We start from the raw sequence: 13,679 nt of genomic DNA on the forward strand, positions 1-13,679 counted from the left end.
ATCGAAAAAGGATTACCTAGTTCACGCGGGCGTCGAAAACTGCGGTCTCGATTCGGCCGCCGCGCTTGAACTGAAAGAAGATTCGGTACAAGCCCGGCTTCGGAAATCCATACGGCATCGAGATGTTCGGCGCGATCGCGACGCTCGCCGGCGCCATCTCGCGCATCGCCATCCCGGCCGGCATCTTCATCGCGCCGATCGCGCCCGGAGCCTTCGCGGCATCGGCGCTCGCCATCATCAACGCAGCCATCGGCACCGATCCCGACGGATGGATATGCGCGAACACGCTCAGATCGCTCGCGACGATTTCCGCATGCGCCGCCATTCCCATGTACGGCTCGAGGTCGCGCGCCGGCTCACCATTTTTGTCCTGCACGATGAACTGTAGCAGCATCGGGATTTTCGCTCGCAGCGGTTCATGCCGCCAGAGCACGCGCGTCCCGTCGGCAAGCACATCGGTCGCGATGCCCGACTCACTGACCTTGGCGATCGGGCCCGACGAATTCGCCGCGAGCGCCTCCGCCCTTCCTGACGAATCGTCGCCGCTCAGCGGCGCGCCAGAAATCTGCGGCAGATCGATCGCGCCGACGAGCGTCCACGGAAAACCGGATTTGTCCACCACGTCGGCGAACACCTGGTAATGCCCCGCCTCGATCGACGGCAGGTTCTCCGCGAACGCGCCCTCCTTGTCGATCGCCTCGGGATGCAGATGCCACATCCGATCGAGTCCCGGCGCCCGCACCATGAACAGATGCATCAGATGGCCGTGGTCCGGGATCAACTGCGGCATCACCTTCTCGCGTATAACGGGCTCGTTCGAATCGGCGGCCCGAATCGCCAGATGATTTGCGCCGTCGAGCATCAGCGCCAGTTTGGGCGGTTTGAACAGCCGCGTGATGCGCGCGAATTGCGCGTCGTCGGCGCCCCACCACACAAAGGCGAAGTAGTACACCATCGATACGATCACCGCCGCAACGAGCATCGCGCGACGTCCGCTGCGCCGCGCCTCGGCCGTGACCGGCGAGCCCTTCGGCAGTTTCGAGTCGCGCGCCGCCGCGCCAATTATCGAGATCGCGCCAAGCGCGAGTCCCGTAACCAGCGCCAGCAGCAGCGCGCCAAGCCAGCGCGGCATCGGCAGCATCTGGCGAGCGAACGACGGCACCGGCACCGACATCTCTGCGCCGCCGCGCGCGCCGCTCACCGCGAGCCGCACCCGCATCGAGCCGTACTCCATCAGCCACAAACTCGACGTGAACAGATGCGGATCGATCGGCGAGCGCAGTGCGAGGTCCGGCACCGGCGTCAGATTTGAACCCGGTCCGCTGAGCCTCGTCACCGACGTGCTGATCGATTTGACGTCGTTGGACTGCGACCGAACCTGCACCTCGGCGACGCCCGGAATCACCTGCGGCACCACCACCGTCACAATAAGATGGTACGGGCCCGCATCGCCCTCGTAGAAAACGTCGGCACTGCCGACATGCGCGAGCGCGGCCGTTGGCGCCGCAAGCGGGATCGCGGTGAAGAGGACGACGAGCGCGATCCGAAGGGCATTTCGCGCGGTCATGATCATATCGCGCAGACGGGCATCACGCGTCGTGTCAGCGCTGGACCTTGCGCATCCAGTTCCCGAGCGCGATTCCGATCGAACAAAAGATGATCGAGACGAACACGGCCATCAGGAGTCCCTGCACCAGCGCGGCCCGCGTCGGATCGAGACGCGCAAAAGTGTACGGATCGTACAGCAGGTTCGCCGGATCGCTGTAACCGAAGTAGATCGTGCCGAAGATTCGGTTGCGCGCCGCCGGCGATAGCAGGAAATTCGCGAACGGCCACTGCGCCGCGATAAACGCTGCCATGAACACCACGCCCGCGTTGATCGCCGACTGCCATCCTCCCCATCGCGCGCCCATCCTCTGCCGCAGCAGATCGAGCGCGAACGCCGGCACGATCAGCAGCACCGGAAACCACAGCGGCACCATGCCCGTCACGTTCTGATAGACCGGCCCCAGCTTGGGCGCCGCCGGGAACAGCGGAAAGATCCACAACGCCGCCAGGAACAGCGCGGTGTAGATCGCGGCCATCGTCGTGGCCGGCCATCGCGATGACGACACCAGCGATATCGACAGCAGCACGATCGGAAATGCCTTCGCCACCGCCAGATAAAACGACGAACTATGCATGAACTCCATCGGCGTCGATTCGAGGATAAATAGCGCCGCGCCGAACACCTCGATCCCGCCGATATACAGCAACAAGCGATCGAGCTTGTCGCGGTACGCCCCCGACGCGCGATTCAGATGCGCGCATACCAGCAGCATCGCGCCCAGCGTGATCATCCCCTCGCCGAACGCGAGGATCGAATGCGGCAGGCTCACGATCTTCACGTCGAGCCCGTAGGCCGCGTGCCACCAATTGTCGAACGGCGCCGAGGTGAGCATCGCGATTCCGCCCCACGCTGCGATAAAGCATCCGAGCGGTCCGCGAAATCCCCACACCGACACGGAACTCTCGCGCGCTTCATCCGACGCGCTGTAGGTCGTCGCGAGAATCGTATAGCCGCTTGCGATCCCGGCGAGCGTGCCCGCGAGATAAACCGCCATGTGCGCCGGCGTCCAGAAGGTGTCGCGCCCGATCGAGATATGCCACGAGATATCCCAGTAGCCGCCTAGCGCGTCGAAGGTTACCGCCGCCGCAAGGCACCAGATGTACCACGGGATCGAGGCGACCCGCGTCGCGGCGACCGTCCGATCGGCTACCCGCGCTGCGCTCTCAAATGCAATATCCGGATACGCAGCATTCCCCATATTAACTACCTGCGCGCAATTCTAGTCGCCGTCGGCGCGCGATCGTAGCCCCAAAATCGCTCAACTCTGCGTGATGCCCAGACGAAACTGCGCGCTCTGCTCCTTGATTCGCTTGCTGACCTCGGGATCGCCGAGGCCCGTCTGTCCGAGGTCGGGCCGCACGATTTCGATCGGGTCGCGCAAGTCATCCACGTATCCGAGCGCATACGCGCCGCGCCGATATCCGATCAGGCGCAGCAACTCGACCGGCAGCGTCTTCGCAATCTCGAGCGGCACCGCGAGATACTGATTCTCCTCCTGCCGGAGCCACGAAAGATTGTACGTGATGTTGATCCCCGCCCGCATCGCGTTCGATCGATTGGCGCCCCCGCCATGATACAAGCTCCCCGAATAGAGCAGCACCGATCCCTTCGTCATCTCCGCCGGCTCGGTGTCCTTCAGCTCGAATTTCAGCTTGTCGTCGAAATGATTGCTCCCCGGGATCACGCGCGTCGCGCCGTTTTCCTCGGTGAAATCCGTCATCGCCCACAGCGTGTTGCACTGCACCTCGTAGCCTTTCGGAAACGTGAAAAAATCGAACGCCCACTGATCGCGATGTATCGGCTGCGCCGGCTCGCCCGGCCCGATCGCGATCACCTGCGTCAGATGCAACTGGTAGCTGGTCGCGTGACTCAAGAATTTCCCGCACGTCGCAAGCACGGTCGGATTCATCACCAGGTCGCGGCAACGCTGCGATCGCGCAACCAGGCCGCCGGTCCGCCGCGTGCGCCTGCCGGCGAAATCATCGGGACCGAAGGCCGTCGCGTCGAGCCACGGCCGCAACTCCTCGGCAACCGAATCCATCTCGGCAGCGCTGATCAGGTTATCGACCACGACTGCGCCGTCTTCGCTCAGAATCGCCGCGACTTGCTCGCCAGACGCGGTGGCCGGCAGATGCTGGATGCTCATCGATTTGTCCTCCGGGGTTCTGTTCTGCGCGAGATTTCCCGGCTCCCGCGTCTCGGCCGTGCAAATTTCGGAATCTGGATTTGAGCGGCGCTCATCGAGGCGACCGCCGGTTGGCGTTTTCCGACCAGCGCGCCGATCACCACGCTCAAGCGATAGCGAAGATCGTCGATCGGATCGGACGGACGCGCGAGACGCTCGAGCTCGAAGCCGCGCACCAGCTCGATTATCGTGCGCGCCGCCGCGATCGGCCGCGGCGCGCCGAGCGCTTCGAGAATCGCCCCCAGGCGCGCTTCGAGCCCGCGTTCCCACGCGACAAACTCGCGCGACACCACCTCGTCCCGCGCGGCGTAGAGGATCATCTCGTACTCCGCACGCAGCATCGCCGGCTCCATGAACTCCCGCCGCGTCATCTCGATTATCAGCTCGACCAGGTCATCGGCGCTGCCCGGCGGAATCTCGGTCTCGAGTGCGATCAGAAGTTCGCTGCTGCGCTGCAAATAATAGCGAAACGCTTCGCGCACCAAATCGTCGCGCGACTCGAAGTAGTAGGTCAGCGATCCGAGCCCCACGCCCGCTTCCGCCGCGACCCGCCGATGCGTAATCGCGTCGGGGCCGCCGGCGCCGATCACGCGCACCGCCGCCGCCAGGATTTCGCGCCGCCGCCCTTCCGCCGAAGTCACCGCTCGTTCTTCCGTTTCGAATCGCATTTGTACGTTTGTACAAATGATGCGTTCATATGTCAACAAGCAACGCGCGGCACTTCGCTCATCGCAACAAAGGGAGCGCCGCTGCCACCCTTGACCATCGCGATTTCCGCGCCCGACGTCTTCACCGTGCTATCACGCCATTCCGGGTCGTACACACCCATCAGCGATGAAGTCACCTGGCCGGTGAAGGACAGGATTATCGCCGAGAAACTCGCGAGCCAGAACGGAATCCGCAGCAGCGGATTCACGGACGACGACGCCAGTTGCATCAGCGTGTACGCGGCGTTTCGCGACCGTGATCGACTTCATTATCCCGCTAAGCAGGATTGTGCTTTCGTGGCCGTGCTCGCGGATTCGATCGCGCATGTCCGCGATCGTGATCGGCGGCGCGCTAACCGGGGTTTCTTGCTCTTTCAGATGCTCTCCTTCCCGATGGACTCGTCGTCCGCGACATCCATGCCTACCCGTGCTACAAGAACAGCGACATTATGCGAAGAGGTTCGCGAAGTGAACATCAACCCAAAAGCAGCCGGCCTGTCGCCGCTACGCCTCGAGACGCTCGATCGTTTCATCCAGGCGCGATACATCGATGAAGGCAAGATCGCCGGCGCGTTGACCGTAATCGCGCGCCGCGGAGAGGTCGGGCATTTCAGCCCGCTCGGCCTCGCCGACGTCGAGCGCAAGACTCCCGTGCGCGAGGACACCATATTTCGCCTCTACTCGATGACCAAGCCACTCACCAGCGTCGCATTCATGACGCTGGTCGAACAAGGCATGGTTGCGCTCGACGATCCCGTGCATCGCGTGATCCCGGAGTGGAGGAACCTCGGCGTCTATCGGGGCGGCTTCATGGAGACGTTTCGCACCGTCCGTCCTGAGCGCCCGATGCTCATGATCGATCTGCTTCGCCACACTTCGGGTCTGACCTACGGCTTTCAGCAGACGACCAACGTCGATGCAGCCTATCGCAAGCTGCAAGTGGGCGAACGTACACGGGATAGCACTCTCGATGACATGGTTCGACAGCTATCCACGCTACCGCTGGAGTTTTCACCTGGCACGGCATGGAACTACTCGGTCTCGACCGACGTGCTGGGATACCTGGTCGGTAAAATCTCCGGACAGCCATTCGACCAATACCTGCATTCGCGCATTCTGCAACCGCTCGGCATGAACGACACCGCCTTTTATGTCCCTGCCAGCAAGCAGTCGCGACTTGGTTCTTGCTACTCAGCTACTCCCAAGGGTGGGATGGCGCTCTTCGACGATTGTGCGAAGAGCACCTACTTGCAGGAACCGAGCTTACTGTCGGGTGGAGGAGGTTTGGCTTCAACTGCCGGAGACTACCTTCGCTTTTGCCGGATGCTGCTGAATGGCGGCACGCTCGACGGCGTACAGATTCTAAGTCCTAAGACCATCCAGTTGATGACTCTTAACCACCTTCCAGGCGGCAAGGACTTGCCAGCGCTGTCCCGCTCGCTATTTAGCGAGGTGACTTACAACGGTGTTGGTTTCGGGATGGGATTCGCGATTACGCTCGACAATACCTTTACCATGCTGCCCGGCAGCGTCGGCGACTATTCATGGGGCGGCGCCGCCTCCACTTACTTCTGGATCGATCCTAAGGAAGACCTGATTACTATCTTCATGGCCCAACTACTGCCATCAACCACCTATCCGATTCGCCGCGAACTTAGGACCTTGGTCTACTCTGCCTTTGCCGAATCGAATAGCTAGCAGCTATGGAACCATCTAATAGCTTCTCCAATCGCTTGGCTGAGAAGATCTCGGCGCGGCTTCGATTGCCGTTGATCGCCGCGCCGATGCTATCAGTCTCCGGACCCGACCTTGTCATTGCTGCATCGCGCGCCGGAGTGATCGGCTCCTTTCCGCTTGCTAATGCGCGCACGCCTGAACAACTCGAGGAATGGCTGACTCGTATCGAGACCGCGCTCGACGCTGATACTAACTCGGGCAAAGCACCGGCGCCCTTTTGCCCCAACTTGATCATCAAGCGTCCTCAGATGCGCGCCGAGCTTGCCGCGTTGGTGAAGCATCGAGTCGAGATGGTGATCACCAGCGTCGGTTCTCCCGTTGAGGCGATAGGTCCGCTGCATGACGCCGGATGTATCGTCTTCGCCGACGTCGCCAGCGTGCATCATGCTGAGCGCGCGATCGCGGCCGGCGTCGATGGATTGGTACTTCTCACCGCGGGCGCCGGCGGCCAGACCGGATGGCTCAATCCGCTCGCGTTCATCCGCGCAGTGCGCGCGTTTTACGACGGTCCGATCGTGCTGGCCGGCGGCATCTCGGACGGCGCCGCGCTGTTCGCCGCGCAGGTGCTCGGATGCGATCTCGCTTACATGGGCACCAAGTTCATCGCGACGCACGAAAGCATGGCCGCGCCTGAATACAAGCAGATGCTGGTCGATTCAGGCATGGACGACGTGATGCTCACGCAGGCCTTCACCGGCCTCGACACCAACATGCTGAAGCCGTCGATGATTCGCGCTGGACTCGATCCGCAGACGTTGCCCCCGCGCGTCTCGATCGAGGAAGCGGCGCGCCGATTCAGCAGCAAGGGCGAGTCTGCAATCGACAGTGCGCGCCGCTACAAGGACATCTGGAGCGCAGGACATTCCATTTCGGGAGTGACGCGCATTCAAAGCGCCGCAGAACTCGTCGAGCAGACCTTTATCGAGTTTCAGGCCGCGCGGCGCGCCGTCGCCCGCGCTTTGACTGCGAGCGGCGCTTTCACTGAATGAGCGCGGCGGCCAATTTCAAGGCTTGGCGATTACGTCGTTGGCGATTTTCTCGAGCCCGGCGCCCAGTTCGTCCGCCACCATCGACGGCGGCCGCATTCCGCTGAAACACCCTCACTTTCGCGCGAATGCACCGATGCGAACTCACGCCGCCTTCGCGATGCGATTCACTTCCGCTTCCACCGCAGTGCCTTTGAAAAAATCCGGATTGGTCGAAGTCCAGAATTGCACCGGCGTCGCAAACACGAAGTCGCGCAACTCGTCTGATGTCATCAGGCCGTGCTCGACCAGTTCGTACGCCTCGTCGAGTATCAGCCGCATGTCGGGCACGTCCCAGTGCCCGATATCCGAGCCGTAAAACGCGCGCAGTCGCGAATTGAAGCGGGTGCCCATCGGGCGGAACGCCATCATAGTGAGCGGGTCGTCGCCCTCACAGCCAAAATAAAAACGCTCGGTGAAAATGTCGCGGATGTCCTCGGCGCTGCGGACGCCGCTCTGCGCCCATTCGTCGATCTGCGCCGGATCAGTGTTGGCGACGATCGAATCGATCGACGCCGCAATCTGCTCAGCGTCCGCCGTCATCGACTTTGCGCCGTAGCGCCGAATCAAATCGGCCATCATTTTGCGATCGATGTTTGCCGGGTTGTAATTCTGCACGGATTTGCCGTTGCGCTTCTCCCAGTGCGAGATCAATTCGCAGTAGAGAATTCGCGCCCACGCCGCGCCGCCTTCCAGAAAGCCGAATCGAAGCCGCGGGAATCGCATCGGCACGCCGCCCATGAACAGCGATTTGCATACGGCTTCCGCGCTCGCCGCAAAATTTCCGATGTGATTATAGATGTAGTTCGAAATCGAGCGCCGGCTGCCCCATCCATAACCTACCGAATGGAAGGTTGGAGCGATTCCGAGCTCGACGCATTTCGCCCAGAACGGATCGTAGTCGTATTCGCTATCCAGCCCGAAGGTGTCCATCCAGTAGGTGTAGCGCGCCGCTTCCGGAAATTCGCGCGCGACCCGCGGAATCGGCCGCCGCACGTAACTCGCCACCATCGCCGTCTTGAGTCCCAGCTTGACCGCGAATTCCAGCTCCGCGATCGCTTCCTCCGGCGTATGCATCGGGATCGTCGCCGCCGCCGTCAGCCGATCGGAAAACTCGCCGAACAAGTCGGCTTTCATCGTATTGATCGCACGCGCGCAGGCCTGGCGCATCTCCGCGTCTTCGATCGCGATCGTCGCGAGCCCTATGGTTGGATACACCACCGAAAAATCGAGCCCCAACTCGCCGAGCCGCTCGTGCATCAATTTCGGCAATACCGCCGTCGCGAGGTCGCGCGTGTTCGCCGCGTTGGCCCACCACACCGGTTTCATCCCGCGCTGGTAGCGCCGCTCCTCGTTCGAAAAACTGGTCCATCGCGGATCGATAATCGTGTCGTAAAAGACGGTGCGGAATTTTTCGACCAGGCCGGCGCCGCCAACCGATTTGAGATATTCGAGAAACACCGGGATCGACTCGATACTGTGTCCGTCCGAATCGATTACAGGATGTCCGAGGCGCGCCCGGATTTTCGCCGACTGCGATTCCTTTTTTGCGTCCATTGGCTGCCCTCCCCGATTGCTCCCTTGATATTCCACCAATCCGCGCGAATCGCAAAAGGCTGCCCGCGCGATAGGACTTTTCTGATGGCGCCGGCGACCTTTCCCTCATGAGTCAGCCGCGGGATGCGACAAGCGCTGATACGCCTGATCTTTTTCGCGCGTCATCACCACAGCTTGAAGGATCATCCCGGCCGCCATCGCGATCACGAATACAAACACCGGCGCCTGACCCGACGCCATCGACGTAATCGCCGGTCCCGGACAAAATCCCCCGAGTCCCCAGCCGATGCCGAATAGCGCTGCGCCTGCAATCAGACGTCCATCCAGATTGGATTGCGCCGGAATCGCGAACGAGGTGCTTAGCAGTGGCGCACCCATCCTCCTGCTGGCTTGATACGCGATCGCGTAAACGCCCATCGCGCCCGCCATCACCAGTCCCAGGCTGGGATCCCAATCTCCGGCGAAATCGAGAAAGCCGATTACCTTGCTCGGCCGCGTCATGCCCGAAATTCCAAGTCCCAGCGCGAACACCACTCCTGAGGCGAGCGACACCAAATATTTTTTCATCGTGGCCCCCCGAGGACGTGGTCGGTTATGAAGACCGTCGCGGCGCCGCAGGCCATGAAAGTCGCGGTCGCAAAGATCGAACGCGCGGACAGCCGGCTGACGCCGCAGACGCCGTGCCCGCTGGTGCATCCATTGCCGAGCCGCGTCCCGAAGCCCACCAGCAAGCCGGCCGCCGCGAGCACCGCGCTCGATTTCAGCGCGCCGAAATCGAACGCCGCCGGAATCCAGAATCGAAGCATCGCGCCGCCCGCGAGCAGTCCGGCGACGAAGCACGCTCGCCAGAGCGTCTCGTTCCTGGCCGGCATCAGGAGGCCCGCGCAAATTCCGCTGACTCCGGCGATTTTTCCGTTGAGCAGAAGCATCGCGGCAGACGCGAGACCTATGAGTATGCCGCCGGCGAGGGACGCCACAGGGGTAAAATTCTGCATTTGATCCGCTTCCTCGAAAGCCTCTTTTTTGGCCGGTCTTGCCTTCAGTCGCATATAACCATATGATTATATCCAGATGAATTCAACCACCTTCAAGGAGTCCAGCGCCACGATGCCGCCCGAGGCATTGGAGATGGTCGCCGCGCGCTTCCGCGCCCTCGGCGAGCCGATCCGTTTGCGCATCCTGCAAACTCTCGAGCGCGGCGAACTGAGCGTCACGCGGCTGACGGCCGCGATCGGCTCGACTCAGCCCAACGTCAGCAGGCATCTGCGGGTCCTGCAGGAGTGCGGCCTGGTCAAGCGCCGCCACGAAGGCAGCACCGCAAACTATTCGATCGCGGACCAGATGGTTTTTGAGCTGTGTGAGCTGGTTTGCTCCGGAATCCGCGCGCGGCTCGCGGGGCAGGCCGGGGCGCTGAACATGACCACGCCGCTCAGCCGCCGCGCCCGCGCGCTCCGGCAAACCGCGGGTCCGCGCACAGCGATTGGCTCGGTATCATCTCCGGCTCAGCCGAAAAAACGGGCTGCACGCGAATTACCGGTCTTTCACGGGAGGACAATGTAAATAGCGTTCGAGGTTCTGATCCTGTTCGCGATTGGAGCTGCCGCCGGCATCCTGGGCGGATTTTTCGGCCTTGCCGGCGGAATTTTGATCGTGCCCGCACTGGTGCTGCTCCTCGCGATGCCGCAGCAGACCGCGGTCGGCACCACGCTGGCCGCGCTCCTGCCGCCGGTCGGACTGCTGGGTGCGATCGAGTACAATCGCCACGGGCAGGTCAATTTCACTTATGCGATGATCATTGCGGCCGGCTTGCTGGTCGGCGCATACTTCGGCGCGTTTGCAGCAGTCAGAATTTCGAGCGAGATATTGCGCCGCGCGTTCGCGATTTTCCTCGCGCTGCTGTCAGTTCAGCTTTTCATGAAATAGGCGCAGCACCATTTCGAGTGAGGCCGGTATGAATCGACGACTTTCAGCCGCGATAGTTCTCGCGATAGCGCTAATCAGCTCACTTCTCGTGACCGACGGCGCAGCGCGCTCTGAAACCTCCAGGCGCGACGTCGACGCGCTCGCCAAGGCTGAACTCATCTACGTCGCGACGGTTCGCAAGGACGGCAACCAAAGCACCGCCGCTCCAGTCTGGTTCACCGTCACGCCCGATCACCTGGTCCTCATCCAGACCGGGCCGAATACCTGGAAGTCGAAACGCATTCGGCGCGGCAGCCCGGTCCTCGTCTGGATCGACGACGAAAAAGGGCCCGCGTTTATCGGCAAGGCCGAGATCACCAGCGATGCCGCCGCACGGAGCCAGATCATCGAGGACTTTCCGAAAAAGTACCTGCAGGCGCGCATCGGATTGCACAAGCCCTCGCAGGAATCGTTCGACAAGGGCGATCGCGTCGCGATAAAAATCACCCCGGTCCGCGATCTGCCCGACGGATTCGCCTCCAGGCCTGGCACTCCCCCACCCGCGCTTGACGTGCAACACTAGGGCGCCTGGACGTATCGCGACATTTACCCCGACGATCGCGATTCTCGATAGCCGCGGCCACGTCGTTTACGATCGCGCCGGCGAGACCGCCTCGCGGCGTGGCGACACTTCGAAGCTCGAGGCACTCATAAATTCCGCTAATAAACTTTTTTGCGTCGTTAGAGGTTTTCTGCCGCTCGACGCGCGTCGATTTGACTTGCGCGGCGGCGCGCCGAACTGCAACCGCACGAGGACGCGGTGCGCGCGCTTCCATCAACTCGCCTCGCGCGACCAGCGTGGTCCAGAGGCTTTTCGGATCGCTGAAAACCAGTTCCGACTTGGCCGGCACGGCGTACCACGCTCCCGCGACGATCTCGGAATGAAGCTGCTCCTTGAGCCATTGCGCGCGGCCGAGGATCAGCCGCATCTCGCCGCCGTCGCGGCTTTTCAGCAGCCGCGCGATCGCGTCGGTATCCGTGGTCAGGTAGATATCGTCGATCAACGAACTGCTTTTCTCCGGCGGAGTCGCCGCGCGCAGAATCAACGAAGGAGTATCCGTTTCCACCGGCCCGCCAAAGAAAGCCGTTTCGCTCTTGCTCCTCGCCGCGTCCTGATAAAGCTTCACCAGCGGTACTTGCGTCGGCTGATTGATTATGACGCCAGCGACCAGCGGCACTTGCGGCGAGGGAATCATCAGAATCACGGTACGCCGGAACATCGCGTCGGGCATATCGCGAGTCGCCACCAGGAAGGTTGCAGTCATGTCTGCGCTGCGAGCGTCGCGCGCGGCGGCAAACAACACGATCAAAATCGCAAATGAAGCGATGATGCTCGTTTTCAATCGCGCGTTTACTTTGCGGAGATGTCCGCGCATGTCCTTTTATGAATCCAAACGGCGCCGCGAATCCAAAGTCGCCTCCGCGCTCAGGCGCTTCAAAATTGCGCGATCGAGAGACGCCGCCGCTCGGTGGATTCCCGCAACTCGTTCCAGATTGCAACTTCGACCCGGCGCGCCTCGGCCGATTCCTTCGACTCGACGCAGACGTGCAACTCGATCAACGCCGCACGAAGCGCGCTGTTGTTCGACGTCAGCGCCGAAATCCGCAGATCGTCGTCGCGCGTTTCGATCAGCGCCTCCAGCTTTTCGCGTAGCTCGCCGTGTGTGACCGGCAAGCTCTCGCGGAACAATTCGCGCAGACGCCGGTTCTCCTCGACGCGCCAACTGGCTGCGCGATCCCATTCCTCGCCCGCTATCGCGAGCATCGTGGCGATCATCCCGATCGTCCCCTGATGATAAGCCGGCGCGATCGCAGGCGCGACTCGCATCACGAGGTCAGCGGCGAAAGTCGCAAACACGCTGGGAATTTCCGGCCTCATTGCAATCGTCCCATCAGTTCCAGCGCCGCGCGATCCTGGCTGTTCATCAGGCTCCACGAACTCAGCACCAGGATCGGATCCTTGTTCTCGCCCGTCTCCCATGCATGCGCGCTCGAGACCCAGATCCCCTGCCCCTTCACCGTCGCGAACAATTCCCACCAATGAATCGCCGCCGGGTCGGCCTTGAGCCCGCTCGCCCGCTCCCAGATTGCGATCGCATCTTCACGGGGGATCAGACCGCCGCGGCGATCGTCGTGCGCCCAGCACCACACGCGATTCAGGCTCCATCCCAGGTCCTCGAGCGGGTCGCCGAGATGCGACATCTCCCAATCGAGAATCGCGTGGATACGTCCGCTTTCGTCGAAAAGAAAATTCCCCGTGCGATAGTCGCCATGCACGACGCTGATCTTTTGCGCCGGCGGCGGCGGATTGCGCCGGAGCCATCGAATCGCCGCGCGCATGATCGGCTGCGGAATCAGTTCGTCGGAATCGAGAACGCCTTCCCAATAATCGAGTTCGCGCTTCCACGATTGATCTCGCTCAACCCATTCCATCGTTCCGACGAGACCGAGTTGAGTTGGATCTTGTTTCGCGATTTCGCCCAGAATCGACCATTTCTGCTCGGCGATTTTCCTGTGATGAGACGCGTAGGGCTCCATCAGGATTTTTGCCGGCGCGGCCTGCAAGCCGGTCAGTTCGACGCCAATAAAAAACGGGCTGCCCAGATGCCGCGGGTCGTCCTCGAGCCACAAGACTTCGGGAACCGGCACCGGCGTGTTGAAGAAGGCCCGATACGCCGCAAATTCGATCTTGCGATCGGTATCGATCAGGCTGGCCGCCGGATCGCGCCGCAGTATCAGATTACGTTCACGCTCCGCGCCGCCCTCGCGATACCGCAGGCGAAAGCGATAGGTCTGGCGCGACGCGCCGCCGGAAATCTGCTCGAGTCGGTCGATGCGGGTATCGCCCGCCGCCAGCACTTTCAGCCTAACGTAGTCGGCTAACTGTTCTTCCAATG

General features: G+C 61.9%; 16 protein-coding genes. 5 read left to right on the forward strand and 11 right to left on the reverse strand.

Annotation, left to right across the window (positions count from 1 at the left end; genetic code table 11):
• Window positions 1-16 precede the first annotated feature (16 nt).
• The 5 genes from Q7S58_RS10445 to Q7S58_RS10465 are packed head-to-tail and all read right to left on the reverse strand — an operon-like array spanning window position 17 to window position 4,731.
• Window positions 17-1,567, reverse strand: coding sequence for a hypothetical protein (locus Q7S58_RS10445; protein WP_304824664.1), 1,551 nt, complete (start codon window positions 1,565-1,567; stop codon window positions 17-19).
• A 34-nt stretch (window positions 1,568-1,601) separates the two neighbouring features.
• A complete protein-coding gene (locus tag Q7S58_RS10450; protein ID WP_304824667.1) occupies window positions 1,602-2,807 on the reverse strand; it encodes a hypothetical protein in 1,206 nt (401 codons plus the stop codon).
• A 60-nt stretch (window positions 2,808-2,867) separates the two neighbouring features.
• Window positions 2,868-3,755: a phytanoyl-CoA dioxygenase family protein gene (locus Q7S58_RS10455; protein WP_304824670.1), complete on the reverse strand. Its 888-nt coding sequence runs from the start codon at window positions 3,753-3,755 to the stop codon at window positions 2,868-2,870.
• Window positions 3,752-4,462, reverse strand: a complete 711-nt coding sequence (locus Q7S58_RS10460) for a TetR/AcrR family transcriptional regulator (RefSeq protein WP_304824673.1) — start codon at window positions 4,460-4,462, stop codon at window positions 3,752-3,754. Before Q7S58_RS10460 ends, Q7S58_RS10455 begins: the two co-directional genes overlap by 4 nt.
• 32 nt (window positions 4,463-4,494) lie before the next feature.
• Window positions 4,495-4,731 carry a hypothetical protein gene (locus Q7S58_RS10465; protein WP_304824676.1) on the reverse strand — a complete coding sequence of 79 codons (237 nt, stop codon included), beginning with the start codon at window positions 4,729-4,731 and terminating at the stop codon, window positions 4,495-4,497.
• Window positions 4,732-4,969: 238 nt separating this feature from the next.
• Here Q7S58_RS10465 and Q7S58_RS10470 point away from each other — a divergent pair, with 238 nt between their 5' ends.
• The gene (locus Q7S58_RS10470; RefSeq protein ID WP_304824680.1) at window positions 4,970-6,199 is read left to right on the forward strand and encodes a serine hydrolase; all 1,230 of its coding nucleotides are present in this window, start codon (window positions 4,970-4,972) and stop codon (window positions 6,197-6,199) included.
• 5 nt (window positions 6,200-6,204) lie between these two features.
• A complete protein-coding gene (locus Q7S58_RS10475) occupies window positions 6,205-7,227 on the forward strand; it encodes an NAD(P)H-dependent flavin oxidoreductase (RefSeq protein ID WP_370655497.1) in 1,023 nt (340 codons plus the stop codon).
• A 141-nt stretch (window positions 7,228-7,368) separates the two neighbouring features.
• Here the strand turns inward: Q7S58_RS10475 and Q7S58_RS10480 are convergent, their stop codons facing one another.
• The 3 genes from Q7S58_RS10480 to Q7S58_RS10490 form a co-directional block, all read right to left on the reverse strand.
• A complete protein-coding gene (locus tag Q7S58_RS10480) occupies window positions 7,369-8,820 on the reverse strand; it encodes an amidohydrolase family protein (protein ID WP_304824686.1) in 1,452 nt (483 codons plus the stop codon).
• Window positions 8,821-8,925: 105 nt separating this feature from the next.
• Window positions 8,926-9,387 (reverse strand): YeeE/YedE family protein, encoded by a 462-nt coding sequence (locus Q7S58_RS10485; protein WP_304824689.1) that lies wholly within the window; start codon window positions 9,385-9,387, stop codon window positions 8,926-8,928.
• Window positions 9,384-9,815, reverse strand: a complete 432-nt coding sequence (locus Q7S58_RS10490) for a YeeE/YedE family protein (RefSeq protein WP_304824692.1) — start codon at window positions 9,813-9,815, stop codon at window positions 9,384-9,386. The genes Q7S58_RS10485 and Q7S58_RS10490 overlap by 4 nt, the downstream gene beginning before the upstream one ends.
• A 76-nt stretch (window positions 9,816-9,891) precedes the next feature.
• Between Q7S58_RS10490 and Q7S58_RS10495 the strand changes: the two genes are divergently transcribed.
• From Q7S58_RS10495 to Q7S58_RS10505, 3 genes are read left to right on the forward strand one after another with little or no spacing between them, the layout of a single operon-like run.
• On the forward strand, window positions 9,892-10,380 hold the full coding sequence (locus Q7S58_RS10495; protein WP_304824695.1) for a helix-turn-helix transcriptional regulator: 489 nt from the start codon (window positions 9,892-9,894) through the stop codon (window positions 10,378-10,380).
• A 21-nt stretch (window positions 10,381-10,401) separates the two neighbouring features.
• On the forward strand, window positions 10,402-10,743 hold the full coding sequence (locus Q7S58_RS10500; protein ID WP_304824751.1) for a sulfite exporter TauE/SafE family protein: 342 nt from the start codon (window positions 10,402-10,404) through the stop codon (window positions 10,741-10,743).
• Window positions 10,744-10,771: 28 nt separating this feature from the next.
• Window positions 10,772-11,305: a pyridoxamine 5'-phosphate oxidase family protein gene (locus Q7S58_RS10505; protein ID WP_304824698.1), complete on the forward strand. Its 534-nt coding sequence runs from the start codon at window positions 10,772-10,774 to the stop codon at window positions 11,303-11,305.
• Here the strand turns inward: Q7S58_RS10505 and Q7S58_RS10510 are convergent.
• Genes Q7S58_RS10510 through Q7S58_RS10520 form a run of 3 tightly spaced genes read right to left on the reverse strand, consistent with a single transcriptional unit; the run spans window position 11,226 to window position 13,677 of the window.
• Entirely contained in the window at window positions 11,226-12,158 is a 933-nt protein-coding gene (locus Q7S58_RS10510) for a YqgE/AlgH family protein (RefSeq protein ID WP_304824701.1), read from the reverse strand. The genes Q7S58_RS10505 and Q7S58_RS10510 overlap by 80 nt on opposite strands.
• A 59-nt stretch (window positions 12,159-12,217) precedes the next feature.
• Window positions 12,218-12,661 (reverse strand): hypothetical protein, encoded by a 444-nt coding sequence (locus Q7S58_RS10515; RefSeq protein WP_304824704.1) that lies wholly within the window; start codon window positions 12,659-12,661, stop codon window positions 12,218-12,220.
• Window positions 12,658-13,677 carry a phosphotransferase family protein gene (locus Q7S58_RS10520; RefSeq protein WP_304824707.1) on the reverse strand — a complete coding sequence of 340 codons (1,020 nt, stop codon included), beginning with the start codon at window positions 13,675-13,677 and terminating at the stop codon, window positions 12,658-12,660. Before Q7S58_RS10520 ends, Q7S58_RS10515 begins: the two co-directional genes overlap by 4 nt.
• Window positions 13,678-13,679: the final 2 nt, after the last annotated feature.

It is taken from the genome of Candidatus Binatus sp., assembly GCF_030646925.1.
In the GTDB taxonomy this organism is placed as follows: Bacteria; Desulfobacterota; Binatia; order Binatales; family Binataceae; genus Binatus.

Excerpts from the sequence above, each read along its gene's own strand:
- Q7S58_RS10445 (WP_304824664.1), bottom strand. The coding sequence starts at position 1,567 with ATGACCGCGCGAAATGCCCTTCGGATCGCGCTCGTCGTCCTCTTCACC.
- Q7S58_RS10450 (WP_304824667.1), bottom strand. The coding sequence starts at position 2,807 with ATGGGGAATGCTGCGTATCCGGATATTGCATTTGAGAGCGCAGCGCGG.
- Q7S58_RS10455 (WP_304824670.1), bottom strand. The coding sequence starts at position 3,755 with ATGAGCATCCAGCATCTGCCGGCCACCGCGTCTGGCGAGCAAGTCGCG.
- Q7S58_RS10460 (WP_304824673.1), bottom strand. The coding sequence starts at position 4,462 with ATGCGATTCGAAACGGAAGAACGAGCGGTGACTTCGGCGGAAGGGCGG.
- Q7S58_RS10465 (WP_304824676.1), bottom strand. The coding sequence starts at position 4,731 with ATGCAACTGGCGTCGTCGTCCGTGAATCCGCTGCTGCGGATTCCGTTC.
- Q7S58_RS10475 (WP_370655497.1), top strand. The coding sequence starts at position 6,205 with ATGGAACCATCTAATAGCTTCTCCAATCGCTTGGCTGAGAAGATCTCG.
- Q7S58_RS10480 (WP_304824686.1), bottom strand. The coding sequence starts at position 8,820 with ATGGACGCAAAAAAGGAATCGCAGTCGGCGAAAATCCGGGCGCGCCTC.
- Q7S58_RS10485 (WP_304824689.1), bottom strand. The coding sequence starts at position 9,387 with ATGAAAAAATATTTGGTGTCGCTCGCCTCAGGAGTGGTGTTCGCGCTG.
- Q7S58_RS10490 (WP_304824692.1), bottom strand. The coding sequence starts at position 9,815 with ATGCAGAATTTTACCCCTGTGGCGTCCCTCGCCGGCGGCATACTCATA.
- Q7S58_RS10495 (WP_304824695.1), top strand. The coding sequence starts at position 9,892 with ATGAATTCAACCACCTTCAAGGAGTCCAGCGCCACGATGCCGCCCGAG.
- Q7S58_RS10505 (WP_304824698.1), top strand. The coding sequence starts at position 10,772 with ATGAATCGACGACTTTCAGCCGCGATAGTTCTCGCGATAGCGCTAATC.
- Q7S58_RS10510 (WP_304824701.1), bottom strand. The coding sequence starts at position 12,158 with ATGCGCGGACATCTCCGCAAAGTAAACGCGCGATTGAAAACGAGCATC.
- Q7S58_RS10515 (WP_304824704.1), bottom strand. The coding sequence starts at position 12,661 with ATGAGGCCGGAAATTCCCAGCGTGTTTGCGACTTTCGCCGCTGACCTC.